Source organism: Trujillonella humicola, assembly GCF_046233715.1.
Taxonomy (GTDB): domain Bacteria; phylum Actinomycetota; class Actinomycetes; order Mycobacteriales; family Geodermatophilaceae; genus Trujillonella; species Trujillonella humicola.
Map to the genome: position 1 here is coordinate 146495 of NZ_JBJNRJ010000002.1, position 25857 is coordinate 172351.

Sequence of the window (25857 nt, forward strand, 5' to 3'; positions counted from 1 at the left end):
GACGCCGGGGACGCGGGCGACGCCGGGACGCGCGAGCGGGCCCGGGGAGCGGCTGCTCCCCGGGCCCGCGACCGGATCCACGCCCCGACCCGGGTCTCAGCGCCGCCGTCGTGCCCGGCGGACCTCGCTCACCAGCAGGGCGACCCCTGCGCCGATCAGCACGAGCCACAGGACCCCGCCGTCCTCGAGGACCCCGAGCGGGAGGTCGGCGGGGGTGAGACCGATCAGCGCCCACAGGACGAAGAGCAGTCCCGGGACCAGCGCGACGAGGTCGGGCCGGCGGCGGCGCGGCGCGGGGACCGCGGTGGCGCCGGCGAGGACCGGGGCGTCGGCCGCCGTGAGCTCGCGCAGCGCCTGCTCCTGCCAGGCGGTGGGCGTGGTCGGGAACTCGCTGTAGTCAGCCACGGGACACCTCCACGTCACCGACGCCGTGGTCGATGACCACGACGAACTCGGGCTCCCCGTCGTCGACCCAGGCGCCGGAGCCGGTGCCCGGGAAGAAGCCGCCGTCGGAGGAGCCACCGTCGAACACCCGGGTCGAGCCGACGCCGGTGTCGATGTCCAGCCGGACGTCGGCGTCCCGGGGCAGGACGACGTCGAGGTCGCCGACGCCGTGGTCGATCTCGACGCGCAGCGCCTCGTCGAGGTCGGAGACGTCGATGCGGCTGAGGTCCACGGTCATGTCGCCGGCGCCCAGCTCGTAGCGGTCGCGCACCTCGGCGACGCTCGCCGGCCGGTAGTTCCGGTCACCGACCCCCGCGCCGGTCGGCCACGGCACGGACGAGGCCACCGCGAGGGCGAGGGAGAGGACGGCGCCCAGCGCGACGAGCCCGCCCCGGGAGGTGCGCCCGGGGACGAACGCGGCGGCCACGAGACCGAGGCCCACGGCCAGCAACGCGACCGCGAGGAACGGCCGGGGACCGGGGTTCCAGTCGCTCAGCTGCGTGACCAGCGCCAGCAGCCCGACGGCGATGAGCGCGCCGGCGAGGGTGACGCGGCCGACCGGGGAGCGCGGCTGCGCCGGTGTGGGCGGGGCGGCCGGTCCGGCGGCCGTGGCGAGGCCTCGGGGGAGGGCCCCGGCGCCGTCCCCGGCGCGCGGCCCGGCCGGCATGACGACGCACAGCAGCAGGTAGACGATGATGCCGGAGCCTCCGGCGAGGGTCAGCGCGACGAAGCCGACCCGCCAGAGCAGCGCGTCGATGCCGCTGTACTCGGCGAGCCCGCCGGCGACGCCGGTGAGCATCCTGTCGGAGCGGCTGCGGCGCAGTGCGGTCCGTGCGGGCGGACCGGGCGGCGGAGGCGGCGGCCAGGCCGGGCCGGGCGGGTCCACCGAGGGGGGCGCGGGGGGCGGGACTGCGGTCATGGCACAGAGCGTGCGCGCCCGGCGGTGGCCCGGTCATCAGGGAACGCCCCCATCCGACCCTGGTCCCGCCCGCGGGGGTGATCACCGGTGCCCGCGCCGCCCGCGCGGTGCGACCATCGACACCGTGATGGTCGAGGGGCAGGCGCCCGAGGAGGTCCGGACCGGCGACGCGGCGACCGCCGCGGTCCGGCCGCCGGCGCCCTCCCCTGCTCCGCGGCCACCGCTCGTGCGTCCGCGCACGGGGCGGATGCTGGCCGGCGTCTGCGCCGGGACCGCCGCCCACCTGCGGGCCGACCCGCTGGTGGTGCGGGTGGCGATGGTCGCGCTGGCCGTCACCGGCCTGGGCGTCGTCGCCTACGGGCTGCTCTGGCTGTTCATGCCGCTGTCCGACACCGACGATGCGCCGGCCTTCGTCGCGCCGCAGCCCAGCCGCCGGCAGACCATCGGCCTGGTCCTGCTCGGCATCGGCGCGCTGGTGCTGGTGACCGACGTGGCCAGCTGGGGCGGCGGGGGGGTCACCGTCCCGCTGCTCCTGGTCGGCGCCGGCCTGGCCACCATCTGGCGGCAGCTGGACACCGACCGCACGCTCAAGCGGCCCGGCGTCCGGTGGGTGCTGGCCGGCGGCGTGGCCCTCGGCGTGATCGGCGTCGTCCTGCTGCTGGCCACCACCGGGCAGCTGGCCAACGCGCGCAACGGCTTCGCCGCGACCCTGGTGATCCTCGTCGGCATCGTGCTGGCGACCGCGCCCCTCTGGCGGCGGCTGCTCACCTCCCGGGAGGCCGAGCGCACCGCCCGGATCCGGTCCGAGGAGCGGGCCGCCGTCGCCGCCCACCTGCACGACTCGGTGCTGCAGACGCTCGCGCTCATCCAGCGGCACGCCGCCGACCAGCAGGCCGTCGCCCGGCTGGCCCGCAGCCAGGAGCGCGAGCTGCGCACGTGGCTGTACGAGCCGGAGAAGGCCTCGCAGGGCACGTGGGCCGGGCTGGTGTCGGCCATGGTCGCCGAGGTCGAGGCCGACCACGCGCTGACCGTGGACCCGGTGGTGGTCGGTGACGCCGAGGTGGACGACGCGCTGGCCGCGCTCGGTGCCGCCACCCGCGAGGCGCTGGTCAACGCCGCCAAGCACTCCGGCGCCGCGTCGGCCGACCTGTACACCGAGGTCACCGCGCGGCAGGTGTCGGTGTACGTGCGCGACCGGGGGGCCGGGTTCGACCCGGCCACCGTGCCGGCCGACCGGCGGGGGCTGCGCGACTCCGTGGCCGGCCGGCTGACCCGGGTCGGCGGGACGGCGACGGTGCGGTCGGCGCCGGGCGAGGGGACCGAGGTGGAGCTGCTGCTCCCGAGGGAGGAGCAGTCGTGACCGAGCCGCAGGTGCCGAGGGTCTTCCTCGTCGACGACCACGGGATGGTGCGCGCGGGGGTGCGCGCCGAGCTGGGGGAGGCGGCGACCGTCGTGGGCGAGGCGGCCGACGCCGACGCCGCGATCGCCGGCATCCGCGCCACGGTGCCCGACGTCGTCCTGCTCGACGTGCACCTGCCCGGCGGCGGCGGGCGTGCGGTGCTCGAGGCGCTGCGGAGCGAGCTGCCCGCCGTCCGGTACCTGGCGCTGTCGGTGTCCGACGCCGCGGAGGACGTCATCGCCGTCATCCGGGCCGGCGCCCGCGGCTACGTCACCAAGACCATCTCCGGACCCGACCTGAGGTCGGCGGTGCAGCGGGTCGCCGACGGTGACGTCGTCTTCAGCCCCCGCCTCGCCGGGTTCGTGCTCGACGCCTTCGCCGCCGCCGGCGGTCCCGGCGCGGCGTCCCCGGCGGAGGACCCGGCCACCGACCCCGGCCTGGACCTGCTCTCGGCCCGGGAGCGCGAGGTGATGCAGCTGCTGGCCCGCGGCTACACCTACCGGGAGATCGGCTCGCGGCTGTTCATCTCGGTGAAGACCGTGGAGTCCCACGCCTCGAACGTGCTGCGCAAGCTGCAGCTGTCCAACCGCAACGAGCTCACGAGGTGGGCCGCCACCAACCGGCTGCTCTGACCGGCGACGAGTGGCCGGTCCGAGCGGCTTCCACTAGGACTGGGACGACCTGACCGGTGGCCGGCCGAGGGCCGGCCGGCAGAGCGGAGAGCGCATGCTGCGCACCCTGTCCCGTCCCCTGGTTGCGGGTGTCCAGCGCTACCTGCCCGGGGCGTTCGTCTTCGCCGTCATCCTGACCGTCGTCGTCGCCGTCCTCGCCCTCCTCTTCGGCGACATCGGGCCGGCGGAGCTGACGCGCGCGTGGGGCGACGGTCTGTCGGGGCTGCTCGCCTTCATGACCCAGGTGGCCCTGGTGCTGCTGCTGGGCTACACGCTCGCCCTCACCCGGCCGGTCAAGGCCGGGCTCGTCCGCATCGCCGACGTGCCGAAGAGCCCCCGGGCGGCGTACGCCTTCGTCGCGCTCGTCTCGGCCGTGGCCTCGCTGATCAGCTTCGGGCTGGGGCTGGTGGTCGGGGGCGTGATCGCGCTGGAGGTCGGCCGCGCCGCGCGCCGCCGGGGGACCCGGCTGCACTACCCGCTGCTGGTCGCCAGCGCCTACTCCGGCTTCGCCGTGTGGCACATGGGCTACAGCGCCACCGGCCCGCTGGCCGCCGCGACGCCGGGCAGCTTCGTCGAGGAGGCGATCGGCCGGACGATCCCCATCGGGGAGACCGTCTACTCGTCGTGGAACCTGATCGCCATCGTCATCGCCGTGGCGGCGATCCTCGGCACGGTCGTGCTGATGGCGCCCAAGAAGGGGGACGCCGTCACCGAGCTGCCCGAGCGGATGGGGTCGGAGGACCCCGACGTCGAGCTCGCGACCCCCGAGACGCCGGCCGAGCGGATGGAGGCGTCCCGCCTGGTCACCGCGGTGCCGGGCCTGGCCCTGGTGGGCTACCTGGTGGTGTACGTGGTGCAGGAGGGGTTCGACCTCACCCTCGACATCGTCAACTGGTCGTTCCTCGCGGCGATCCTGCTGATCGTGCGCAGCCCGGCCGAGCTCGCCGAGCTGGTCAGCGGGGCGGTGCGCACGGTCGGCGAGGTGCTGATCCAGTACCCGCTGTACGCCGGGATCATCGGGATGATGACGGCCTCCGGGCTGGCCACGCAGCTGAGCGAGTTCTTCTCCGACGTCGCCGGCCCCGGCACGCTGGGCGTGCTGGCGTTCCTGTCCGCCGGGCTGCTGAACCTGTTCGTCCCCAGCGGCGGCGGTCAGTTCGCCGTCCAGGCGCCGATCTTCCTCGATGCCGCCGACGCGCTGGGGGTCGACCCGGCGGTCATCACGATGGCCATCGCCTACGGCGACCAGTGGACCAACCTGATCCAGCCCTTCTGGGCACTGCCGCTGCTCGCCGTCGCCGGCCTCGGCGTCCGCGACATCTTCGGCTTCACCGCGATCACGTGCCTCATCAGCGGCATCGTCTTCGCCGGCACGCTCCTGGTCCTCGGCGCGGGGTGAGCCGGCCCGGCGCTACTCGGTGAAGACGACGTGGAAGGCCTCGGCGAGAGCGCCGGCGGGCAGGCCGAAGGTGCGCGCAGTCCGGGCCATCCAGCCGGTGACGAACTGCTCGACGTCGTCGCGGTGGCCCACCTGGCTCACGTGCGCCTTGAGCGCGGCGAACTTCAGCTCGGCCACCCCGGTCACGTCGACGGCGTGGTCCGCCCGGGGGCTGGCGCCCAGCCACACCTCCGAGACCGTCCACGCCTCGAGCCCCTCGCGGGCCAGCAGCTCGGGGAACGCGAACGGGTTGCGGGCGTCGGGGTAGACCGCCCGCAACGTCGACTCCCCCACGGTCATGTGGTCGGGGTGGCTGGCGCCGATCCGCTCGTAGAACCGCTCGGGCGAGCTCGTCAGCACCCGCTGCGGACGCACCTGGCGGATCACCCGGGTGATGTCGCGCCGCAGGTCGAGGGTCAGCTCGAGCCGGCCGTCGGGGTGGCCGAGGAAGCGGACGTCGGTCACGCCCACCGCCGCGGCCGCGGCCCGCTGCTCCTCCTGCCGCATCGGTCCCATCAGGTGGCGCGGGGTCTCGTCGAACCCGCCGGCGTCGCCGTCGGTGACGATGCAGTAGGTGACCTCGGTGCCGGCCGCCGTCCAGGTCGCGACGGTGCCGGCGCTGCCGAAGTCGACGTCGTCGGGGTGGGCGAGCACGCACAGGACGCGCTCGACGTGCTCGGCGGGACGGCGGGCCAGGGGAGCGGTCACCCGGCGGAGCCTAGAGAAGGGGCCCTCCTGCCCGCCGACCCGCTCGCGGGCCCGTGGGTCGGGTCCCTGCACCAGGGCGGTCAGAGCCGGCCGCGTCCCTGCCGCAGCAGCATGAGCGCGAGGGTGGCGCCGTCGTCCCCGAGGGCGGAGCGGAAGCGGGCCAGCACCTGCGACTCCCGGGACAGCGACAGCCGGGTGCCGCCGGAGGCGGCGCGCAGCGCGCCGATCTCGCGAGAGACCGCCAGGCGGCGCTGGACGAGCTCGATGATCTGGGCGTCGCAGGCGTCGATCTGCTCGCGCAGCGCGCCGATCGGGTCGGCCGGGTCGGTGGCGGCCGTGGTGGTGACGGCGGTGGTGCTCATCGGGGTCCTCCTGCGGGTCGGCTCTCGGCCGTCGGACCCCGGAACCACGAACGCCCCGGGCTCCTCGGGCCCGGGGCGTCTGTTGCGGCGTGTGCTCAGCCAGCGGTGACGGACACCGGATCCCGGTGGCCGTAGTAAAAGCTGACCGTGGCGAGCACGTCGGCGAGTGTGCCACACGTCGCCGCCCGGTCGGGCGGGGGCCGCCGTCGTCCCGCCGGGCCCTGTCACCCGTCCGAACTACAGTGGTGTGGCTATGAGCAGCGTCCAGCAGGCCCTCCCCGGTACCGCCGCCCTCCAGCGGCACACGCGCGGTCAGACGGGGCGGGAGCTGGACCGCATGCTCGCCGGGCTCAACGGCCCGCAGCGCGACGCGGTGGTGCACGAGGGCAGCCCGCTGCTCATCGTCGCCGGTGCCGGGTCGGGCAAGACCCGGGTCCTCACGCACCGCATCGCCTACCTGCTCGGCGCCCGCGGTGCGCAGCCGGGCGAGATCCTGGCGATCACCTTCACGAACAAGGCCGCCGGCGAGATGAAGGAGCGGGTGGCCGCGCTGGTCGGCCCGCGCGCCCGGGCGATGTGGGTGTCGACCTTCCACTCGATGTGCGTGCGCATCCTGCGCGCGGAGGCCGCCAAGCTGGGCCTGAAGTCGTCGTTCACGATCTACGACCAGGGCGACTCGGTGCGGCTCATGTCGATGGTCGCCCGCGACCTGGACCTCGACGCCAAGCGCTACCCCGGCCGGAGCCTCGCCGCCCAGGTCTCGAACCTGAAGAACGAGCTGGTCGACGAGGAGGCGTTCACGCCGCAGACGGCGCCGGAGAAGGTGTTCGCCGAGGCGTACACGCTCTACCAGCAGCGGCTGCGTCAGGCGCACGCGCTGGACTTCGACGACCTGATCATGACCACGGTGCACCTGCTGCAGGCGTTCCCGGACGTCGCCGAGCACTACCGCCGCCGCTTCCGGCACGTGCTGGTCGACGAGTACCAGGACACCAACCACGCGCAGTACGTGCTGGTCCGCGAGCTGGTGGGGCCACCCGAGGGCTCGGCGGGCGGGGCCGTTCCCCCGGCCGAGCTGTGCGTCGTGGGGGACGCCGACCAGTCGATCTACGCCTTCCGCGGCGCGACGATCCGCAACATCGACGAGTTCGAGCGCGACTACCCGCAGGCGACGACGATCATGCTGGAGCAGAACTACCGCTCCACGCAGCGCATCCTGCGGGCGGCCAACACCGTCATCGCCAAGAACACCTCCCGCCGGCCCAAGAACCTGTGGACCGATGCCGGTGACGGCGAGCTGATCGAGGGCTACGTCGCCGAGAACGAGCACGACGAGGCCGCGTGGGTGGCCGAGCAGATCGACGCGCTGGTCGACGAGGGCACGGCGGCGCCGAAGGAGATCGCCGTCTTCTACCGGACCAACAACGCCTCCCGCGTGTTCGAGGAGGTGTTCATCCGCGTCGGCATGCCCTACAAGGTCGTCGGCGGGGTGCGCTTCTACGAGCGCAAGGAGGTCCGCGACGCGCTGGCCTACCTGAAGGTGGTCGCCAACCCGGCCGACGTGGTGAGCCTGCGCCGGGTGATCAACACCCCCAAGCGCGGCATCGGGGAGCGCGCCGAGGCCTGCGTGGAGGCCTACGCCGACCGCGAGCGGATCCCGTTCGCCTCGGCGCTGCGGCTGTGCTCGGAGGTGCCCTCGCTGGCGCCGCGGTCGCTCAAGGCGATCCAGGAGTTCGTGGCCCTGCTGGAGGAGTTCGAGCAGCTCGTCGCGACCGGCTCGGGCCCGGCCGCGCTGCTGGAGAGCATCCTCGACCGCACCGGTTACCTGACCGAGCTCTCGGCGAGCACCGACCCGCAGGACGAGGGGCGCGTCGACAACCTCAACGAGCTCGTCTCGGTGGCCGCGGAGTTCGAGGCGGCCCACCCCGAGGGCACGGTCACCGACTTCCTCGAGCAGGTCTCGCTGGTGGCCGACGCCGACCAGATCCCGGTGGCCGGTGACGAGGCCGGCGTCGTCACGCTCATGACGCTGCACACCGCCAAGGGGCTCGAGTTCCCGGTGGTCTTCCTGACCGGGCTGGAGGACGGCGTCTTCCCGCACCTGCGTGCGCTCGGCGACCCCAAGGAGCTGGAGGAGGAGCGCCGGCTGGCCTACGTCGGCATCACCCGCGCCCAGCAGCGGCTGTTCCTCTCGCGGGCGACGGTGCGCACCAGCTGGGGGCAACCGGCCTACAACCCGCCGTCCCGCTTCCTCGACGAGCTGCCCGCCGACACCGTGCACTGGGCCAACCTCACCCCGACCCCGGCGCCGAGCACCGGCTACGGCCGCGGGTACTCCTCGGCGCAGACGCGGGTGGCGGCGACCGGCCTGTCCACCGGGGGCCTGCGGGGCGGTGCCGGCAACCGGGCCGTCGTCTCGGTCGAGGTCGGCGACCGGGTGAGCCACGACGCGTTCGGGCTCGGCACGGTCGTCGAGGTCAACGGCGTCGGTGACAAGGCCCAGGCGACCGTCGACTTCGGCAGCGGCGGCACCAAGCGCCTGGTCCTGCGCTACGCCCCGCTGGTCAAGCTGTGACCGGCTAGATCGCGACGCCGCGCTCGGCCAGGTAGTCCTCGGGGTCGATCCGCCGGCCGTCCATGCCGCCGCGGTGGATCTCGTAGTGCAGGTGCGGGCCGGTGGACTGGCCCTCGCTGCCGATCTGGGCGATCTCGTCGCCGGCGTGCACGATGTCGCCGGCCGAGACGTCGTAGTAGCGCATGTGGCCATAGATGTGGACGTCGCCGTCGGCGTCCTGGATGTAGACGGCGTTGCCGTAGCCGGAGGCGCGGCCGGCGCGGAGGACGACGCCGTCGGTCGTCGCGTAGATCGGGGTCCCGAGCGGGGCGGCGAGGTCCACGCCGTAGTGCATGGCGCCCCAGCGCATGCAGAAGCAGGTCGTCATCCGGGCGCCGGGCACCGGGTCGGCCGTCGTGGGGGTGCGGGCGGCGCGGGAGGCGGCGAGCTCGCCGAGCCTGGCCTGCGCCTCGGCCTCGCTGATGCCCTGGCGGACGCTGACGTCCTCCATCTCCCCGGTGAGACCGAAGTCGCCGAGCCCGTAGTCGGCGGCGCTCGCGCTGACCGGCGCGTCGGGCGCCTCCCCGAGGAAACCGGGGGTGGCGGCGGCCAGCGCGCCGGCGACCAGGGCGGCCAGCCACAGCGGGCCGCGGCGGCCCGGGGGACGGGGGAGGCGGCGGCGGGCGGCGGTGTCCTCACCGGTGGCGGGCGCGGTGCCGGGGGCTGCGCCGGCGGCCGCGCCGTGGGCCCCGGCGCCGTCCTCGTCCTCGCTGCCGGCCTCGGGAGGCGAGCTGCTCGCGGGAGCGGTCACCCTGCGGCCGAAGCGGCCGGTGAGCTGGGCGGGCCCGGTGAGCTCGCCCGCGTCCTCCGGACGCTCCAGGAGCGTGGGACCGGCAGAGCGAGACACGTGGCACCTCCCGTGGAGCCCGCCCGCCGGCGCCCGGGGGCGCCCGTCGGGGGAGCGACGGCGGCGGAGGCGACCGGTTCTGGGACGCCCACCGGGAGTGGTCCCGGCGCCGTGATCGGACCGTAACTGTGCGTCAGTCAGGTGACGGGCAAGCGACCCTGCGTGTCGCCGTGTCGACCGACACGGCGTGCGGTCGTCGGCACGCCGGCCCGCGCCCGGGGGGCGCCGACGAGCGGGAAACCGGGCAGCGGGAGGCTCGGGGGCGGCGCGCTGACCAGCGGGTCGTCCCCCGCGTCGGTCTCGCGTCCGACCCGTCGGCCGGCCCGGGGCGGGACCGTCGGTCGGGTGGTGCGGGTGGGGCGGGTGGGGTCAGGCGGCCGCGGGGGTGGCCGACGGCGCGGCGCCGCGGAGGCCGGCCAGGGTGACGGCGACCTCGTCGACCACCGTGCGGGAGAACGGCAGCGACATGTGCCCCACCCCGCGCACCAGTACGTTGCGCGCGCCGAGGTCGGGGTGGTCGCAGCGCGCCGCGCTGGTCGGCAGCACGAGCTGGTCGAGGTCGCTGTAGACCGCGGTCACCGGGAGGGTGAAGCCCGGTGCCGGCTCGGCCAGCTCCTGCAGCAGCGCGGAGCCCGGGCGCAGCTGCCGGACCAGCGGCGTGGGCAGGAGGTGGGCCAGCACCGAGCCCGCGTGCGGGGTGCCGAGGGTGACCAGGCTCTGGATGCGGCGGGCGCCGTCCTGCCGCTGCGCGTGGTAGCGGGCGATCAGCCCGCCCAGGCTGTGGCCGACGACGTGGACGCGGTCGTGGCCGGTCCGGGCGCAGATCCGCTCGATCTCCTCGCCGAGGTCGGCCGCGCCCGCCGCGGCGTCGCCGAGCAGGGGGCTGTAGTTCCAGGTGCAGACGGAGGCGAAGCCCCGGCGGCGCAGCCCGCGGCGCATGGCGGTGAAGATCGACCGGTTGTCGACCAGCCCGTGGACCAGGAGCACGGGCACGCGCGCGGCCAGCGGATCGGCCGCGAACAGGGCGCGGACGCTGGGCGGGGCCGCGGCGGGCCGGCGGCTCGGGTCCGGCCGCAGGACCTCGGTGCGCGCGCCGAGGGGGTACATCAGCACGTGCGCGCCGACGAGGGCGAGCTCGGTGATGCCGCCGGTCAGCGTGGCCGGGCGGGCGAGGGCGCGCAGGACCCCTCGTGGCGCTCCGGGAACCGGCGTGCCGGTGTGCGACGCTGGTTCCGACCCCGGGTCGGTGTGCGGCCGCATCGGCACTCCTCCCCGTGTCGGTCCCGCGGCGGGACCGGAGACCTGCTCCGTCGGTGGCTGAGCACGGCTTGTGCTCCGTTCACCCGACGGTAATACCGCCGAGTGTCACACGTCACACGTGCGACACCCCCGGACCGGCGCTTCGAGGCCGGTTCGTGACCATCGGATCGAAGGGGGCACCGTGTCCGCCCGCGAACGACCGGCCCGCGACGCCCGGGCCGCCACCGCCCGGCGGGCGGGTGACACCCGGACCGCCCGAGGCCGGGGCGGTGCCCCGGCGGGCGGGTCCGCCCGCGGCCGCTCCGGAGCGGGTCCGGCCGGCAGGCCTCGTCCCGGCCGGCCCGGCGGCCGCCCGTCGGGCCCCGGCCCCGCCCTCGTGGTCGGCGACGTCCCGGTGGTGGCGCGTGCCGCGGGAGGGCTGCTGCTGCTGGCGGGGCTGCTCGGGATCGCCGCCCTCGACCCGACCTACCTCGTCCTCGCCGGTGAGGAGACCTCGCTGGCGGCCGGCGGTGCCGGCGTGCCGGCCGGGCTCGTCGTCCCGCTCGTCTCGCTGGCCGTGGGCGCGCTCCTGGCCGCCGGCCGGCTGCCCAAGTTCGGCCTCGCCCACGCCGGCGTCGCCGGCGCGCTCGCGGTGGGCGCGCTGCTCATCGAGGTGCACGACGGCACCTGGTCCACGGCCCGCGCCGGCCGCGAGGTGGTCGCGGGGGAGTGGGTGCTCACCACCTCGGTCGACCGGGGCGCCGGGTGGTGGCTCGGCATCGCGGCGCTGACCTGCCTCGTCCTGGCCGGCGGCTGCGCCGCCGCGGCGTGGGGGCGCACCGTGATGGAGGACGACGGGTCGCTGGACCCCGCCCGTCCCGGGCTGGCCGGTGCGGCCGCGCTGCTCGGCGGTGCGACGGTCCTGTGCCTGGCCGCGCCGGCGGTGGGCCTGCCCGAGCTCCTGGTCACCAACCCGCGCACACTGGAGGAGGTCGTCGTCGAGCAGCAGGGCCCGCAGGCGCTCTACGGGCGTCCCGGCTGGGCGCTGCTCGGCGGCCTGCTGCTGGCCGGCGCGGTCCTGCTCTGCTCGGCGCTGGCGCCCTCGCTGCGGCCGCGGCTGGCCGCCGTCGGGGGGTTGCTGGCGATCACCGCCGCGGTCCTGTCCGCGGGGCTCGCCGGCCTGCGGGACGCCGGCGCCCCGGAGCTGGAGTGGACGCTGCCCGGCGTCGGGCTGCTCCTGCTCGGCGTCGCCTACGCGGGGCTCACCCTGCTCGCCTGGCGGCTGCGCCGGCCGCCACCGGCCCGCCGCTGACGGGGCTCCTACGCTGCCCGCCGTGGAGGCCGAACGGTTGCGCGTCGTGGTCGCCGGACCCGGCACCGGGGACGGCGCCCGGGCGGTGGTCGCGCTGGCCCGCGCGCTGCGGGTCGCCGGCGCGGAGGTGGTGCACACCGGCGGCGGTGGCTCCCCGGCCCAGCTCGCGGCGACCCTGGTGCAGGAGGACGCCGACGCGCTGGGCCTGGCCGGGAGCTCCGGCGCCCTCCTCGCCGAGGTCCTCGGCCGCGCAGCCGACCAGGGTGCCGACGACGTCGCGGGGTTCCTGATCGGCGCCGTGGGCTCCGAGGCCGACGGCGCCGACCTCCCGGAGAGCGCCCGCGCCTTCCCGCCCGGCGCGGCCCCGGACGACGTCGTCGGCTGGCTGCGCACCGTCGGCGCCGGCAGCTGACGCCCCGCGCGGGGCCCTGAGCAGGACGGTCGCCCGTGGGTGCCCATGCCACCGCCGGACCTCGTCCGGGTGACCGGTCTGTGATGCCGCCCACCCCTCACATCGCCGGGGAGACGGCGGGGTGACGGGGACGTTACGGTGCCTGCTCGTGGATCTCTTCGAGTACCAGGCCCGTGACCTGTTGGCCTCGCACGGCGTTCCCGTCCTCCCCGGTGGCGTCGCCGAGACGCCGGAGCAGGCCGAGGCGATCGCCCGCGAGATCAGTCAGCAGGTCGTCGTCAAGGCGCAGGTCAAGGTCGGGGGCCGCGGCAAGGCCGGCGGCGTCAAGCTCGCGGCCGACGCCGACGAGGCGCGCGCCCGCGCCCAGGACATCCTCGGGCTGGACATCAAGGGCCACATCACGCACAAGGTGATGGTCGCCCAGGCGTCCGACATCGCCGAGGAGTACTACTTCTCCTACCTGCTCGACCGTGCCAACCGCACCTTCCTGGCCATGGCCTCGAAGGAGGGCGGCATGGAGATCGAGCAGCTCGCCGTCGAGCGGCCCGAGGCACTGGCCCGGATCCCCGTCGACGCCACGACCGGCGTCGACGCGCAGAAGGCCGCCGAGATCGTCGACGCCGCGAACTTCCCGGCCGAGGTCCGCGACCAGGTCATCGCGATCGCCGTCCAGCTGTGGGAGGTCTTCCAGCAGGAGGACGCCACCCTGGTCGAGGTGAACCCGCTGGCCAAGGCCCCCGACGGGACCGTCCTGGCGCTGGACGCGAAGATCACCCTCGACGAGAACGCCCGCTTCCGGCACGAGGCGCACGAGGCGCTGGAGGACACCGCCGCCGCGGACCCGCTCGAGGCGCGGGCCAAGGAGAAGGACCTCAACTACGTGAAGCTCGAGGGCGAGGTCGGCATCATCGGCAACGGCGCCGGCCTGGTCATGAGCACGCTCGACGTCGTCGCCTACGCCGGTGAGGAGTTCGGCGGCGTCAAGCCGGCCAACTTCCTCGACATCGGCGGCGGCGCCTCGGCCGAGGTCATGGCCAACGGCCTGGAGATCATCCTCTCCGACCCGGCCGTCAAGAGCGTCTTCGTCAACGTCTTCGGCGGGATCACCGCCTGCGACGCCGTGGCCAACGGCATCGTGTCCGCCCTCGGGATCCTGGGCGACGAGGCGACCAAGCCGCTGGTCGTCCGGCTGGACGGCAACAACGTCGAGGAGGGCCGGCGGATCCTCGCCGAGGCCAACCACCCGCTGGTGACCGTGGTGGACACGATGGACGGCGCCGCGCGCCGGGCCGCCGAGCTCGCCGCCTGATCGCCCCGAACACCAGACAGGACTCAGAGATGTCGATCTTCCTCAACGAGAACAGCAAGGTCATCGTCCAGGGCATGACCGGCTCCGAGGGGCGCAAGCACACCCAGCGGATGCTGGCCTCCGGCACCGCGATCGTCGGCGGCGTCAACCCCAAGAAGGCCGGCCAGAGCGTCGACTTCGACGGCGCCAGCGTGCCGGTGTTCGGCTCCGTCGCCGAGGCCATGAAGGAGACCGGCGCCGACGTCAGCGTCATCTTCGTGCCGCCGGCCGGCGCGAAGGCCGCCACCATCGAGGCCGTCGACGCGCAGATCGGGCTCGCCGTCGTCATCACCGAGGGCATCCCGGTGCACGACTCCACCTACGTCTGGGCCCACGCCCAGGGCGGCGCCACCCGGATCATCGGCCCGAACTGCCCCGGCCTGATCAGCCCCGGGCGCTCCAACGCCGGCATCATCCCGGCCAACATCACCAAGCAGGGCAAGATCGGCCTGGTCAGCAAGTCCGGCACGCTGACCTACCAGATGATGTACGAGCTCCGCGACATCGGCTTCTCCACCTGCGTCGGCATCGGCGGCGACCCGGTCATCGGCACCACCCACATCGACTGCCTGCAGGCCTTCCAGGACGACCCGGAGACCGAGGCCATCGTCATGATCGGTGAGATCGGCGGCGACGCCGAGGAGCGGGCCGCCGACTTCGTCAAGGCGAACGTGACCAAGCCGGTCGTCGGCTACGTCGCCGGCTTCACCGCCCCCGAGGGCAAGACGATGGGCCACGCCGGCGCCATCGTGTCCGGCTCGGCCGGGACCGCCCAGGCCAAGAAGGAGGCCCTCGAGGCCGCCGGGGTCAAGGTCGGCAAGACGCCGTCGGAGACCGCGCGCCTGATGCGGGAGATCGTCGGCGGCTAGTCCGCCTCGCCGTCGCCCGCTGCCCCGGTCCTCCCTCGGACGACCGGGGCAGCGGCGTCTCCAGGGCCGGGAGCTCCTCGTCCGGCACGGGCGTGGCCGGGCCCGCGCGAGGAGGCGGAGCCGTGTGTCGGCCGGGTCACGAACCGACCCGCACGGGGGAGTTCTAGGCGTGGCGAGGTTGCATGCGTCAACATCAACGGGCCAGCATCCCTGCGACCAGGGTGCCATGACAGAGGAGAGTCGACCGATGACAGGTAGTCAGCCGCCTCAGCAGCCGGGTGGCTACGGGCAGCCCGACCCGGGTCAGCAGCCCGGGTACGGCCAGCCGGCCGGTTCCTCCCCGCACGGCCAGCCGCAGCCGGGCCACGCCCAGCAGCCTCCGCAGCAGCCCTACGGCCAGCCGCAGCCCGGGTACGCGCACAACCCCTACGCGCAGCCGGCCGGGACCGGCGGCTCGGTCTCGTTCGACCCCAAGAAGCTCACGATGGCGTCCTACGTGATCGCCGGCGGCTTCCTCGTGTACTTCCTCCTGCTCTTCTTCGACTGGTACCAGTTCGACAACGGATTCGTCGACGTGGGCGCCAGCGGCTGGAACTCCGGCGCCGCCACGACGGCCTTCATCCTCTTCCTCCTCGCCGCGGTCTGGGCGCTGCTGCCGGCGGTCACCGACCTCAAGCTGGGCTTTCCGCGCGGCTTCGTGACCGTCGGCCTGACCGGCCTGGGGCTGCTCTTCACGCTGATCGCCTGGATCGACACGCTCGAGCTGGACTTCAGCCTCTGGTCCCTGCTCGGCCTGCTGGTCGCCGCCGCGATCACCGGCTTCGCGGTCCTCGGCCTGCTCCCGGAGCTGAGGAACCGCCCCGGCCTGCCCGGCGGGCTCGCGAACGCGGCGCAGTGGGCCAACCAGCAGGCGCCCGCCTTCGGCAACCAGCCGCAGGCCCCGCAGCAGCAGTACGGCCAGCCGCAGTCCTACGGCCAGCCCCAGCCTCCGCAGCAGCAGTACGGCCAGCCGCAGTCCTACGGCCAGCCCCAGCCCCCGCAGCAGCAGTACGGCCAGCCGCAGTCCTACGGCCAGCCCCAGCCCCCGCAGCAGCAGTACGGGCAGCAGCCGCAGTCGCCTCCGCCCCCGCCGGCCCCACCCGGCCAGGGGCCCACGCCCGGTCAGCCGACCGGCGGAGCCTGACCGCGGCGTCCGCACGCCGTCCGTCCCGCCGGTGGGCCCGGCCCGCCACCGTCACAGCAGAGGAGTCGTCGAATGTCCAGCAGTCAGCCGCCCCAGCAACCCGGAGGGTTCGGGCAACCGTCCCCGGGTGAGCAGCCGGGGTACGGCCAACAGCCGGGCGGCTCCTCGCCGTACGGCCAGTCCCAGCCGCCGCAGCAGCCCACCCCGCCGGCCTACGGGCAGCAGCAGCCGGCGCCTCAGCAGTACGGCCAACCGCAGCAGTACGGGCAGCCCCAGCAGTACGGCCAGCCCCAGCACGGCCAGCCCACGTTCGCCGGCCAGGGCGGGGGTTCCCGCTCCTTCGACCTGTCGAAGGTCTCGCTCCTCGACTGGCTGATCGCCGGCGGCTGGGTCCTGCTGACCCTGTTCATGATCCTGCCGTGGTTCGGCTTCGACCAGGAGACCGACGGCATCGACGACTCGGTCAACGGGTTCAGCAGCTCGGTCGAGGTCGGCGGCTTCGGCAGCTTCGACATCGGCTACTCGACGGCCCTGTCCGTCATCGCGTGGCTCCTGATCCTCGCCGCCGCGGTCTGGGCGATCCTCCCGGCCTTCGTCGACCTCAAGCTGCCGTTCCCGCGCAGCTTCGTCACCGTCGGGCTGAGCGCGCTCGCGCTGCTGCTCATGTTCATCTGCTGGATCCAGGTGCTGACCGTCGACGAGGAGGCGCCCTTCAGCGTGGTCGCGTTCCTCGCGCTGCTCACGGTGGTCGCCATCACCGCGGTCGCCGTCCTCAGGCTGCTGCCCGAGCTGAAGGCTCGCAAGGCCGGTGCCCACGCCGGCCCCGGCGCCGGAGGCGGCTTCGGCGGTGCCCAGCAGTACGGCCAGCCGCAGTCCCCGCAGTACGGGCAGCCGCAGGCACCGCAGCAGTCCTACGGGCAGCCGCAGTCCCCCCAGTACGGCCAGCCGCAGGCACCGCAGCAGCCCTACGGGCAGCCGCAGTCCCAGTCCCCGCAGCAGGGGCAGCCGCAGGCACCGCACCACGGGCAGCCGCAGGCACCCCAGCAGCCCTACTCGCCCCCGCCCCCGCCGCCGGTCCAGCCGGGCCAGGCGGGTCAGCCGGGTCAGCCCGGCCAGCCCGGCCAGCCGGGCCAGGGTCCGACCCCGGGGCAGCCCACCGGGGGGTTCTGACCGCTCGCGCCCCCCGGGGGGCGCCCAGCACCGGTACGCACGAGGGCCGGCGACGTCGCGTCGCCGGCCCTCGTCGCGTTCCCCGGCGCGTGGCGCGCCCGTCCGCGGCCGGCGGTCGGGATAGTGGGGCACGTGGTCCCGCTGCTGTCGCGTCTGACGTCCTCCGGACGGCGGGTCCCCGGCCACCCCGTCTGGCTGGCCGTCGCGGCGGTCGCCGCCCTCTCGGTCTTCGGGCTGGTCGCGCTGACGCTCGCCCTCGTCGTGGTGCAGACCCTCGACCCCACCGGCGGGCTGTCCGTCGGGGGATGCGCCGCGCTCGCCGGCCGGCTGTGGGTGCTCGCCCACGGCGGCCGGCTGCAGCTCGAGTCCGGCCCGCTCGCGCTCGCGCCGCTCCTGCTCACCCTCGGGGTGGCCTGGGGGCTGGTCCGGGTGGGCCGCGGGGTGGCCGACGCCTCGGACGTCCCCGATGCCCGCGCCGCCGCCGAGGTGACCGGCGTCGCCGTCGCGGTGCACGCCCTCGTCGCGCTGCTGGTCGCCGTCGCCGTCGGTGCGCCCGGCCGCGGTCTCCTGCAGGCGGTCGGCGGCGCCGCGGCGCTCGCCGCGCTCGCCACCGGCTGGGGGGTGGCGCGCCAGAGCGGCCTGGTCGACGACGTGCTGGACCGCCTCCCGGCGCCGGTCCGGCCGGCGCTCCGCGGCGCCGCGGCCGGGGCGCTGACCGCCCTGGCGCTGTGCACCGCGATCGTGGCCATCGCCGTGGCGGCCGACGCCGCGGGATATGCGCGGCTGTCAGCGGACCTGGGGGGCTCGGGGGCGGGCGCCGTCGGTCTGCTGGGCCTCGCGCTGCTGCTCCTGCCGAACGCCACAGCCGCGGTCCTCGGCATGGCCGCCGGACCGGGGTTCTCCGTCGGTGCGGCCACCCTGATCTCGGCCGACACGGTGACGCTCGGGCCGCTGCCGGCGCTGCCGCTGCTCGCCGCCCTGCCCGACACCCAGGCGGTGCCGCTGATCGCCCTGGTCTCCCTCGCGGTCCCGGCGACGGCCGGGCTCGTCGCCGGGGCGGTCGTCGGCCGCCGGCTGACCGGGGACGGCGGGCCCGTCGTCGCCGGGCTGTGGGCGGTGGTCTCCGGGGCGCTGATGGGGGTCGCCGCGGGCGTGTTCGCGTGGGCGGGCGGCGGCGCCCTGGGCGACGGCGGGCTGGCGGAGGTCGGCGCACGCCCGGTGGCGACCGGGCTGGCCGTCGCCGCGCAGGCCGGCATCGCCGCCGTCCTCGCCGCGGTGGTCACCCGCTGGCGGGCCGGCAGCCGACCGGCCATCGGTGCTCGGAGCCGCCGCGAGCAGCCGAGCGGGAAGGGGGTCCCGGGGTCCTTCTAGGATCACCGGCGTGCCGTCCGCCGACTCGTCCGGGCGAGCCCGCGTCGTCGTCCTCGTCTCCGGTGCAGGGTCGCTGTGCGCCGCGCTGCTCGACGCCGCCGACGAGCCGGCCTACCCGGCGGCGGTCGTCGCCGTCGGTGCCGACCGGGAGGCGCCCGGCCTCGAGCACGCCCGCCGGCGCGAGCTCCCCACCTTCGTCTGCCGGCTGGGCGACCACCCCGACCGCTCCGCCTGGGACCGCGCGCTGGCCGACGCGATCGCCGTGCACCGGCCCGACCTGGTGGTCTCGGCCGGGTTCATGAAGATCGTCGGCCCGGCGGTGCTCGGCGCCTTCGGCGGCCGGCTGCTCAACACCCACCCCGCGCTGCTGCCGGCCTTCCCCGGGGCGCACGCCGTCCGGGACGCGCTGGCCGCGGGGGTCGAGGTCACGGGCAGCACGGTGCACTGGGTCGACGCCGGCGTGGACACCGGCCCGGTGATCGCCCAGCGCGAGGTGCCGGTGCTGCCGGACGACGACGAGGACCGGCTGCACGAACGGATCAAGGCCGTGGAGCGGACGCTCCTGGTGGACACGGTGGCGCAGCTCGCCGCCGGTCGGCCGGCCGGAGGCAGGAAGAGGGAGACCCCCCGATGAGCGACCGCACCCCCATCCGTCGCGCGCTGCTGGGCGTGTACGACAAGAGCGGCGTCGAGGAGCTCGCCCGCGGGCTCGCCGAGGCCGGTGTCGAGCTGGTCAGCACCGGCGCGACCGCTCGCCGGATCGCCGACGCGGGCGTCCCGGTGACCCCCGTGGAGCAGGTCACCGGCTTCCCCGAGTGCCTCGACGGCCGGGTCAAGACGCTGCACCCCGCCGTGCACGCCGGGATCCTGGCCGACCGGCGCCGGCCGGAGCACGTCGCCCAGCTCGAGGAGCTGGACATCCGCGCCTTCGACCTGGTCGTGGTGAACCTCTACCCGTTCACCGAGACGGTGGACTCCGGTGCCACGCCCGACGAGTGCGTCGAGCAGATCGACATCGGCGGCCCGGCCATGGTGCGGGCCGCGGCCAAGAACCACCCCTCGGTCGCGGTCGTCGTCGACCCCGCCCGCTACGGCGACGTGCTCGCCGCGGTCCGGGCCGGCGGGTTCACGCTCCCCGAGCGGCGGCGCCTGGCCGTCGCGGCCTTCCGGCACACGGCCACCTACGACATCGCCGTCGCCTCCTGGATGGGCAGCGTGCTGGCGCCCGGGGAGGACGGCGCCGCCTTCCCGGAGTGGGTGGCGGCGAGCTGGGAGCGCGCCGACGTCCTGCGCTACGGCGAGAACCCGCACCAGGGGGCCGCGCTGTACCGCGGCGTGCAGCCGGGCCTCGCGCACGCCGAGCAGCTGCACGGCAAGCAGATGTCCTACAACAACTACCTCGACACCGACGCCGCCTGGCGTGCCGCGCACGACCACCGCGACCCCTGCGTGGCGATCATCAAGCACGCCAACCCCTGCGGGATCGCCGTGGGTCCCGACATCGCCTCGGCCCACCGCAAGGCGCACGCCTGCGACCCGGTCTCGGCCTTCGGCGGGGTGATCGCCGCCAACCGCGAGGTCGACCTCGCGATGGCCGAGCAGGTCGCCGACGTCTTCACCGAGGTCGTGGTGGCGCCGTCGTTCACCGAGGACGCCGTCCAGGTGCTCACGGCGAAGAAGAACATCCGCCTGCTCCGGCTGCTCACCGGCTCCCGCGCCGGCACGGAGCTGCGGCCGGTCAGCGGGGGCCTGCTGCTCCAGGCGGCCGACCGCATCGACGCCGCCGGCGACGACCCGACCAGCTGGACGCTGGCGACGGGCGAGCCGCTGGACGCCGCGGAGCTGGACAACCTCGTCTTCGCCTGGCGCAGCGTGCGGGCGGTGAAGAGCAACGCGATCCTGCTCGCCCACGACAAGGCGACGGTGGGCGTGGGCATGGGCCAGGTCAACCGCGTCGACTCCGCCCGGCTGGCCGTGGCGCGGGCCGGCGAGCGGGCCGCCGGCTCGGTCGCCGCCTCCGACGCGTTCTTCCCGTTCGCCGACGGCCTGCAGGTGCTCGTGGACGCCGGGGTCCGCGCCGTCGTCCAGCCGGGGGGCTCCGTCCGCGACGCGGAGGTCGTCGCCGCCGCGGCCGCCGCCGGCGTCGCGATGTACCTCACCGGGACGCGCCACTTCGCCCACTGATGAACGACCCCCTCGCCCCCCGCCACTCGCAGGCTCGCAGCGGGTCCCTGCGAGGGGGCCACGGGCCCAAGCCCCATGTCCGGCCGCCGGAGGCCGGGGAGACCCTCGAGGACGCCGATCTCGCGCGGGTCGACTGGTGGGGCGCGGAGCTGGCGGAGGTCACCTTCGTCCGCTGCCGCTTCGACGACGCCGACCTCACCGAGCTGGTCACCCGGCGCTGCGTGTTCGAGCAGTGCGTGCTCACCGGCGCCCGCATGGCCGGCTCGCGGCACATCGGGACGGCGTTCCTCTCCTGCCGCCTGGACCGGTCCCGGCTGTTCGACGCGGTGTGGGAGGGGTGCAAGCTCACCGGCTCGCACTTCCCGGGGGCGACCCTGCGGCCGCTCACCACCTCCGACAGCGACTGGAGCTGGACCTCGCTGCGCGGGGTCGACCTCTCCGGCTCGGACCTGTCCGGTCAGCGCTTCACCGAGGCGGACCTGACCGACGCAGACCTGCGCGAGTGCGACCTCACCGGGGCGCACCTCGGGCGCGCCCGCTTGCAGGGGGCCAAGCTGCGGGGGAGCGACCTGCGCGGCGCCGTCACCGATGCTGTGAACTGGCGCACGTTCGACCTCACCGGCGTCCGCCTGGACCTGGCGCAGTCCGTGCAGGTCGCACGGGCACACGGGGCGCTGGTGACCGACTGAGGCTGCCGTGACCCGTGGGAAAGCGAACCCTTCCGTCACGGGTTTGAGATCCTGATGATGTGGGCATGCTCGTCGCTTTGGTCCTCGTCCTGATGGTCGCCTGCGCGCTCTCGGTCTGGAAGGACGTCGTCCACCAGCGCAGCGACGGCTCGCTGGGCGGGGCCGACTTCCCGCGGGGAGCCGTGGCCGCCACCCGGCGCACCCTGCGCTCCTTGCTGCCCCGCTCGCGCAAGCCCCTCCTGCCCGCCGAGGACCGCGCGCCGCTGCCGGGCCGGATCAGGTGCTCCGACCTCTCCGGCTACGTCGCGTCCGGCTACCAGGGGATCGTCGTCCACCTCATGCAGGCCGACCGCCGCCGCCGGGCCTGACCGCCCTACCGCACCTTCGGGCCGGTCAGCATCGCCTTGAGCGAGCCGAGCAGCCCGAGGGCGGGGACCGCCAGGGCGAACCAGAAGCCGAGCTCGAAGGCGTCCCAGGTGAACTCGGTCGCGTTGAGCGCCACGAGCGTGCCACCGGCGGCCGCCATGGTCGCCAGCAGCGCCAGGACGCCGAGCGTCTTGTGGCTCCGGGCGGGCAGCAGGCACAGCAGGCCCAGCACCAGGAGCGCACCTCCGGCGAGGACGATCACCGGGGGCTGCCACGAGCCCGCGTCGAAGTCCTCGAAGCCGTCGGAGACGAGGTCCCAGCCGCTGGCCCCGGGCACCCAGACCAGCGCCAGGGAGACCGCCGCGGCCACCCCGGCGAGCACCAGCAGCAGGGCGGCCGACGGATCGGGACGGCGCACCGTGACCGGCGAGGTCGAGTACTGCGGCGTCGTGTAGTAGCTCTCGCTCTGCTCGGGGTACCCGTGGGCGCCCGTGCCCGACCGGCCCTCACCCGCCGGCCCGCCCGCTCCGGAACCGCCCGCTCCGGAACCGACCGCGCTGGCCCCGGCGCCGGAGTAGGCGGCGCTGCCGACCGGCTGCAGCCCCGGGGTCGTGCTCTCGCGCCACCCGGCGGACTGCTGCCCCGGGACGTCGTGGCGGGGGGCGGCAGGGGACTGGTCGCGCTCGCTCATGGCTCTCCTCGCGGCTGACGCGGGCGGGAAGGCGCCCACGGGCACGCCAGCCTAGGGCCGCGCCGGCCTCGCCGGACGACTGCCGGGCACACCGCCGCCGTCGCCCGGGCGGGTTCGGGCAGACTGTCGCCCGTGCCCGCCACGACCCTCGACGGCAAGGCGACCGCCGCCGCGATCCGGACCGAACTGACCGAGCGCGTGGCCGCGCTGACCGCCGCCGGCCACCGTCCCGGCCTCGGCACGGTGCTCGTGGGCGACGACCCCGGCAGCCGGTGGTACGTCGGCGCCAAGCACTCCGACTGCGCTCAGGTCGGGATCGCCAGCATCCAGCGCGAGCTCCCGGCGACCGCGACCCTCGCCGACGTGCTCGCCGTCGTCGAGGAGCTCAACGCCGACCCCGCGTGCACCGGCTACATCGTCCAGCTGCCGCTGCCGCGGCAGGTGGACGAGTACGCGGTGCTCGAGGCGATGGACCCGGCCAAGGACGCCGACGGGCTGCACCCCACCAACCTCGGCCGGCTCGTCCTGGGCGTCGACGGGCCGCTGCCGTGCACCCCGGTGGGCATCGTCGAGCTGCTGCGCCGGTACGACGTGCCCATCGCCGGAGCCGAGGTGGTCGTGGTCGGCCGCGGCATCACCGTGGGCCGCCCCCTCGGCCTGCTGCTCACCCGGCGCAGCGAGAACGCCACCGTGACCCTCTGCCACACCGGCACCCGCGACCTGGCCGCGCACCTGCGGTCCGCCGACATCGTCGTCGCGGCCGCCGGCGTCCCCGGGCTCGTGACCCGGGACGTGGTCAAGCCGGGAGCCGCGGTGCTGGACGTGGGGGTCAGTCGGGTCGACGGGAAGATCGCCGGGGACGTCGCGAGGGACGTCGTCGAGGTCGCCGGGCACGTGGCGCCCAATCCCGGCGGCGTGGGCCCGATGACCCGCGCCATGCTGCTGCTGAACGTGGTCCTGGCCGCGGAGCGCGCGGCCGGCGTCGAGGCGCTCTCGGCCTGATGGTGACCATGACCCGTCCGCCGCTCCACCGCCGCCGGCCCTTCCTCGCCGGTCTGCTGCGCCAGCTGCCGCTGCTCGCCGTGATCGTCGCGGTCGGCGTGGGGCTCGCCATGGTGGCGTTCGAGCACTGGCGGCGCGGGCTGGTCGTCATGGGCGTCGCCCTGGTGGTCGCCGCGGTCCTGCGGCTGCTCCTGCCGGTGCGCCGGGTGGGCTTCCTCGCCGTCCGCAGCCGGCCGGTCGACGTCGTCCTGCTGGCCGGCGTGGGGGTGGCCGTCGTCGCGGTCGCGCTGGCCATCCCGGCCGACGCCGGGACCGTCCCCCTGCTGCCTCCGAGCCCCCGCTGAGGCGGCGGGGTGCGTTCTGCCGCTAGGTTGGCCGCCATGGCAGAGCAGCCCAGGAACGGCAAGGTCACCGTCGTCGGTGCCGGCTTCTACGGCTCGACCACCGCTCTCCGTCTGGCGGAGTACGACGTCTTCGAGACCGTCGTCCTCACCGACATCGTCGAGGGCAAGCCCGAGGGCCTGGCCCTCGACATCAACCAGTCCCGCCCGATCGAGGGCTTCGAGACGAAGGTCGTCGGGGTCGGGGGCGGCTCCTACGAGGGCACCGAGGGGTCCGACGTCGTCGTGATCACCGCCGGACTGCCGCGCAAACCGGGCATGAGCCGGATGGACCTCATCGAGACGAACGCGAAGATCGTCCGCGAGGTCGCCGAGAACGTCGCCCGGACCTCCCCGGACGCCGTGGTCATCGTCGTGTCGAACCCGCTCGACGAGATGACCGCGCTGGCGCAGCTGGCCACCGGCTTCCCGAGGAACCGGGTCATGGGTCAGGCCGGGATGCTCGACACGGCCCGGTTCAGCCACTTCGTCGCGGAGGAGTGCGGCGTCCCCGTCGCCTCCGTGCGCACCCTGACGCTCGGGTCGCACGGCGACACGATGGTCCCGGTGCCCTCGCGGTGCACCGTCGACGGCAAGCCGCTGGCCGACGTGCTGCCCGCCGAGCGCATCGAGGAGCTGGTGACCCGGACCCGCAACGGCGGGGCCGAGGTCGTCGCGCTGCTCAAGACCGGATCGGCCTACTACGCGCCGTCCGCGGCCGCCGCACGCATGGCGAAGGCGGTCATCGAGGACTCCGGCGCCGTCATGCCCGTGTGCGCGTGGGTCGACGGCGAGTACGACATCTCCGGCGTCTACCTCGGCGTGGAGGCCGAGATCGGGCGCGAGGGAGTGCGGCGGGTCGTCCAGGGCGATCTGACCGACAGCGAGCTGGCCGGGCTGCGCGAGGCGGCCGAGGCCGTGCGCGCCAAGCAGGCCGACATCGCCGACCTGTGAGCCGACCTCCGGCCGCACCGGCCGGAGCTGCAGAGAGGGAACCATGAGCAAGATCAAGGTCGAGGGCACCGTCGTCGAGCTCGACGGCGACGAGATGACCCGGATCATCTGGCAGTTCATCAAGGACCAGCTGATCCTCCCGTACCTCGACGTGAACCTCGAGTACTACGACCTGGGCATCGAGCACCGTGACGCCACCGACGACCAGGTGACGGTCGACTCCGCGAACGCGATCAAGAAGCACGGCGTCGGCGTCAAGTGCGCCACCATCACGCCGGACGAGGCGCGGGTGGAGGAGTTCGGCCTCAAGAAGATGTGGCGCTCCCCGAACGGGACCATCCGCAACATCCTCGGCGGCGTCATCTTCCGCGAGCCGATCATCATGGAGAACGTGCCGCGGCTGGTGCCGGGCTGGACCAAGCCGATCGTCGTCGGCCGCCACGCCTTCGGCGACCAGTACCGCGCCACCGACTTCCGCTTCCCGGGCGAGGGCACCCTGACGGTGACCTTCACCCCGGCCGACGGCTCCGCGCCGATCGAGCACGAGGTCTTCCAGGCGCCCGGCGCCGGCGTGGCCCTGGCGATGTACAACCTCGACGAGTCGATCCGCGACTTCGCCCGGGCCTCGCTGAACTACGGCCTGAACCGCAACTACCCGGTCTACCTCTCCACCAAGAACACGATCCTCAAGGCCTACGACGGCCGGTTCAAGGACCTGTTCCAGGAGGTCTTCGAGGCCGAGTTCAAGGACCGCTTCGAGACGGCCGGGATCACCTACGAGCACCGGCTGATCGACGACATGGTCGCGGCGTCCCTCAAGTGGGAGGGTGGCTACGTCTGGGCCTGCAAGAACTACGACGGCGACGTCCAGTCCGACACCGTCGCGCAGGGCTTCGGCTCGCTGGGGCTGATGACCTCGGTGCTCATGAGCCCCGACGGGCGCACCGTCGAGGCCGAGGCCGCCCACGGCACGGTGACCCGGCACTTCCGGCAGCACCAGCGCGGGGAGCAGACGTCGACCAACCCGATCGCTTCGATCTTCGCCTGGACCCGGGGCCTGGCGCACCGGGGCAAGCTGGACGGCACCCCGGAGGTCACCCGGTTCGCCGAGACGCTGGAGAAGGTCTGCATCGACACCGTCGAGGGCGGTCAGATGACCAAGGACCTCGCGCTGCTCATCTCGCGCGACCAGGCCTGGCTGAACACCCAGGACTTCCTCGCGGCCATCGACACCAACCTGCAGAAGGCCATGTCCTGAGCAGGACGGCCTGAACAAGGACCCCGT

26 protein-coding genes are annotated in these 25857 nt (G+C 74.8%); 19 read left to right on the top strand and 7 right to left on the bottom strand.

The genetic code is table 11. The features are described 5' to 3' along the window. Positions 1-96 precede the first annotated feature (96 nt). Positions 97-405: a hypothetical protein gene (locus ACK586_RS02100; protein ID WP_409328787.1), complete on the bottom strand. Its 309-nt coding sequence runs from the start codon at positions 403-405 to the stop codon at positions 97-99. After that, complete coding sequence (locus tag ACK586_RS02105; protein ID WP_409328788.1) at positions 398-1363, bottom strand: PspC domain-containing protein; 966 nt, start codon at positions 1361-1363, stop codon at positions 398-400. Before ACK586_RS02105 ends, ACK586_RS02100 begins: the two co-directional genes overlap by 8 nt. Positions 1364-1490: 127 nt before the next feature. Between ACK586_RS02105 and ACK586_RS02110 the strand changes: the two genes are divergently transcribed. The 3 genes from ACK586_RS02110 (at position 1491) to ACK586_RS02120 (ending at position 4832) form a co-directional block, all read left to right on the top strand. After that, positions 1491-2723 (top strand): ATP-binding protein, encoded by a 1233-nt coding sequence (locus tag ACK586_RS02110; protein ID WP_409328849.1) that lies wholly within the window; start codon positions 1491-1493, stop codon positions 2721-2723. After that, positions 2720-3394: a response regulator gene (locus ACK586_RS02115; RefSeq protein WP_409328789.1), complete on the top strand. Its 675-nt coding sequence runs from the start codon at positions 2720-2722 to the stop codon at positions 3392-3394. Before ACK586_RS02110 ends, ACK586_RS02115 begins: the two co-directional genes overlap by 4 nt. Positions 3395-3488: 94 nt before the next feature. Next, complete coding sequence (locus ACK586_RS02120) at positions 3489-4832, top strand: short-chain fatty acid transporter (RefSeq protein ID WP_409328790.1); 1344 nt, start codon at positions 3489-3491, stop codon at positions 4830-4832. A gap of 12 nt (positions 4833-4844) precedes the next feature. Here the strand turns inward: ACK586_RS02120 and ACK586_RS02125 are convergent, their stop codons facing one another. Both ACK586_RS02125 and ACK586_RS02130 read right to left on the bottom strand, forming a co-directional pair. Continuing rightward, positions 4845-5579, bottom strand: coding sequence for a PIG-L deacetylase family protein (locus ACK586_RS02125; RefSeq protein WP_409328791.1), 735 nt, complete (start codon positions 5577-5579; stop codon positions 4845-4847). 80 nt (positions 5580-5659) lie between these two features. Next, the gene (locus ACK586_RS02130; RefSeq protein WP_409328792.1) at positions 5660-6169 is read right to left on the bottom strand and encodes a chorismate mutase; all 510 of its coding nucleotides are present in this window, start codon (positions 6167-6169) and stop codon (positions 5660-5662) included. Positions 6170-6194: 25 nt separating this feature from the next. Between ACK586_RS02130 and pcrA the strand changes: the two genes are divergently transcribed. Next, on the top strand, positions 6195-8516 hold the full coding sequence (gene pcrA / locus ACK586_RS02135; protein ID WP_409328793.1) for a DNA helicase PcrA: 2322 nt from the start codon (positions 6195-6197) through the stop codon (positions 8514-8516). 4 nt (positions 8517-8520) lie between these two features. On the opposite strand, the gene ACK586_RS02140 is transcribed toward pcrA, so the two are convergent. Further along, positions 8521-9402, bottom strand: coding sequence for a M23 family metallopeptidase (locus ACK586_RS02140; protein WP_409328794.1), 882 nt, complete (start codon positions 9400-9402; stop codon positions 8521-8523). 369 nt (positions 9403-9771) lie between these two features. Next, positions 9772-10662 (bottom strand): esterase/lipase family protein, encoded by an 891-nt coding sequence (locus ACK586_RS02145; RefSeq protein WP_409328795.1) that lies wholly within the window; start codon positions 10660-10662, stop codon positions 9772-9774. A 397-nt stretch (positions 10663-11059) separates the two neighbouring features. Here ACK586_RS02145 and ACK586_RS02150 point away from each other — a divergent pair, with 397 nt between their 5' ends. The 11 genes from ACK586_RS02150 to ACK586_RS02200 all read left to right on the top strand — a co-directional run bounded on the left by ACK586_RS02150 (position 11060) and on the right by ACK586_RS02200 (position 21547). Next, entirely contained in the window at positions 11060-11953 is an 894-nt protein-coding gene (locus ACK586_RS02150; RefSeq protein WP_409328796.1) for a hypothetical protein, read from the top strand. A 22-nt stretch (positions 11954-11975) separates the two neighbouring features. Next, positions 11976-12365: a methylmalonyl-CoA mutase gene (locus ACK586_RS02155; protein ID WP_409328797.1), complete on the top strand. Its 390-nt coding sequence runs from the start codon at positions 11976-11978 to the stop codon at positions 12363-12365. 148 nt (positions 12366-12513) lie between these two features. Continuing rightward, positions 12514-13674: an ADP-forming succinate--CoA ligase subunit beta gene (gene sucC / locus ACK586_RS02160; RefSeq protein WP_409328798.1), complete on the top strand. Its 1161-nt coding sequence runs from the start codon at positions 12514-12516 to the stop codon at positions 13672-13674. 29 nt (positions 13675-13703) lie between these two features. Continuing rightward, positions 13704-14582: a succinate--CoA ligase subunit alpha gene (sucD, locus tag ACK586_RS02165; protein ID WP_409328799.1), complete on the top strand. Its 879-nt coding sequence runs from the start codon at positions 13704-13706 to the stop codon at positions 14580-14582. A gap of 247 nt (positions 14583-14829) precedes the next feature. Then, on the top strand, positions 14830-15765 hold the full coding sequence (locus ACK586_RS02170; RefSeq protein ID WP_409328800.1) for a hypothetical protein: 936 nt from the start codon (positions 14830-14832) through the stop codon (positions 15763-15765). A gap of 72 nt (positions 15766-15837) precedes the next feature. Then, positions 15838-16935 (top strand): hypothetical protein, encoded by a 1098-nt coding sequence (locus ACK586_RS02175; protein ID WP_409328801.1) that lies wholly within the window; start codon positions 15838-15840, stop codon positions 16933-16935. Positions 16936-17067: 132 nt separating this feature from the next. Next, entirely contained in the window at positions 17068-18306 is a 1239-nt protein-coding gene (locus ACK586_RS02180) for a cell division protein PerM (RefSeq protein ID WP_409328802.1), read from the top strand. A gap of 10 nt (positions 18307-18316) precedes the next feature. Beyond that, on the top strand, positions 18317-18940 hold the full coding sequence (gene purN / locus ACK586_RS02185; RefSeq protein ID WP_409328803.1) for a phosphoribosylglycinamide formyltransferase: 624 nt from the start codon (positions 18317-18319) through the stop codon (positions 18938-18940). Beyond that, positions 18937-20490, top strand: coding sequence for a bifunctional phosphoribosylaminoimidazolecarboxamide formyltransferase/IMP cyclohydrolase (gene purH, locus ACK586_RS02190; RefSeq protein ID WP_409328804.1), 1554 nt, complete (start codon positions 18937-18939; stop codon positions 20488-20490). The genes purN and purH overlap by 4 nt, the downstream gene beginning before the upstream one ends. Further along, positions 20490-21179 carry a pentapeptide repeat-containing protein gene (locus ACK586_RS02195; RefSeq protein WP_409328805.1) on the top strand — a complete coding sequence of 230 codons (690 nt, stop codon included), beginning with the start codon at positions 20490-20492 and terminating at the stop codon, positions 21177-21179. Before purH ends, ACK586_RS02195 begins: the two co-directional genes overlap by 1 nt. Positions 21180-21244: 65 nt before the next feature. Next, the gene (locus tag ACK586_RS02200) at positions 21245-21547 is read left to right on the top strand and encodes a hypothetical protein (RefSeq protein ID WP_409328806.1); all 303 of its coding nucleotides are present in this window, start codon (positions 21245-21247) and stop codon (positions 21545-21547) included. A gap of 5 nt (positions 21548-21552) precedes the next feature. Here the strand turns inward: ACK586_RS02200 and ACK586_RS02205 are convergent, their stop codons facing one another. After that, the gene (locus tag ACK586_RS02205; protein WP_409328807.1) at positions 21553-22236 is read right to left on the bottom strand and encodes a hypothetical protein; all 684 of its coding nucleotides are present in this window, start codon (positions 22234-22236) and stop codon (positions 21553-21555) included. A 132-nt stretch (positions 22237-22368) separates the two neighbouring features. Between ACK586_RS02205 and ACK586_RS02210 the strand changes: the two genes are divergently transcribed. From ACK586_RS02210 to ACK586_RS02225, 4 genes are read left to right on the top strand one after another with little or no spacing between them, the layout of a single operon-like run. Beyond that, positions 22369-23238, top strand: a complete 870-nt coding sequence (locus ACK586_RS02210) for a bifunctional methylenetetrahydrofolate dehydrogenase/methenyltetrahydrofolate cyclohydrolase (protein WP_409328808.1) — start codon at positions 22369-22371, stop codon at positions 23236-23238. Between the two features lie 8 nt (positions 23239-23246). Next, entirely contained in the window at positions 23247-23582 is a 336-nt protein-coding gene (locus ACK586_RS02215) for a DUF3017 domain-containing protein (RefSeq protein ID WP_409328809.1), read from the top strand. A 36-nt stretch (positions 23583-23618) separates the two neighbouring features. Then, a complete protein-coding gene (gene mdh / locus ACK586_RS02220) occupies positions 23619-24572 on the top strand; it encodes a malate dehydrogenase (protein ID WP_409328810.1) in 954 nt (317 codons plus the stop codon). Positions 24573-24615: 43 nt separating this feature from the next. Then, positions 24616-25830: an NADP-dependent isocitrate dehydrogenase gene (locus ACK586_RS02225; protein WP_409328811.1), complete on the top strand. Its 1215-nt coding sequence runs from the start codon at positions 24616-24618 to the stop codon at positions 25828-25830. Positions 25831-25857: the final 27 nt, after the last annotated feature.

Excerpts from the sequence above, each read along its gene's own strand:
- ACK586_RS02105 (WP_409328788.1), bottom strand. The coding sequence starts at position 1,363 with ATGACCGCAGTCCCGCCCCCCGCGCCCCCCTCGGTGGACCCGCCCGGC.
- ACK586_RS02110 (WP_409328849.1), top strand. The coding sequence starts at position 1,491 with ATGGTCGAGGGGCAGGCGCCCGAGGAGGTCCGGACCGGCGACGCGGCG.
- ACK586_RS02120 (WP_409328790.1), top strand. The coding sequence starts at position 3,489 with ATGCTGCGCACCCTGTCCCGTCCCCTGGTTGCGGGTGTCCAGCGCTAC.
- pcrA (WP_409328793.1), top strand. The coding sequence starts at position 6,195 with ATGAGCAGCGTCCAGCAGGCCCTCCCCGGTACCGCCGCCCTCCAGCGG.
- ACK586_RS02145 (WP_409328795.1), bottom strand. The coding sequence starts at position 10,662 with ATGCGGCCGCACACCGACCCGGGGTCGGAACCAGCGTCGCACACCGGC.
- sucD (WP_409328799.1), top strand. The coding sequence starts at position 13,704 with ATGTCGATCTTCCTCAACGAGAACAGCAAGGTCATCGTCCAGGGCATG.
- ACK586_RS02170 (WP_409328800.1), top strand. The coding sequence starts at position 14,830 with ATGACAGGTAGTCAGCCGCCTCAGCAGCCGGGTGGCTACGGGCAGCCC.
- ACK586_RS02175 (WP_409328801.1), top strand. The coding sequence starts at position 15,838 with ATGTCCAGCAGTCAGCCGCCCCAGCAACCCGGAGGGTTCGGGCAACCG.
- purH (WP_409328804.1), top strand. The coding sequence starts at position 18,937 with ATGAGCGACCGCACCCCCATCCGTCGCGCGCTGCTGGGCGTGTACGAC.
- ACK586_RS02195 (WP_409328805.1), top strand. The coding sequence starts at position 20,490 with ATGAACGACCCCCTCGCCCCCCGCCACTCGCAGGCTCGCAGCGGGTCC.
- ACK586_RS02200 (WP_409328806.1), top strand. The coding sequence starts at position 21,245 with ATGCTCGTCGCTTTGGTCCTCGTCCTGATGGTCGCCTGCGCGCTCTCG.
- ACK586_RS02205 (WP_409328807.1), bottom strand. The coding sequence starts at position 22,236 with ATGAGCGAGCGCGACCAGTCCCCTGCCGCCCCCCGCCACGACGTCCCG.
- ACK586_RS02215 (WP_409328809.1), top strand. The coding sequence starts at position 23,247 with ATGACCCGTCCGCCGCTCCACCGCCGCCGGCCCTTCCTCGCCGGTCTG.
- mdh (WP_409328810.1), top strand. The coding sequence starts at position 23,619 with ATGGCAGAGCAGCCCAGGAACGGCAAGGTCACCGTCGTCGGTGCCGGC.
- ACK586_RS02225 (WP_409328811.1), top strand. The coding sequence starts at position 24,616 with ATGAGCAAGATCAAGGTCGAGGGCACCGTCGTCGAGCTCGACGGCGAC.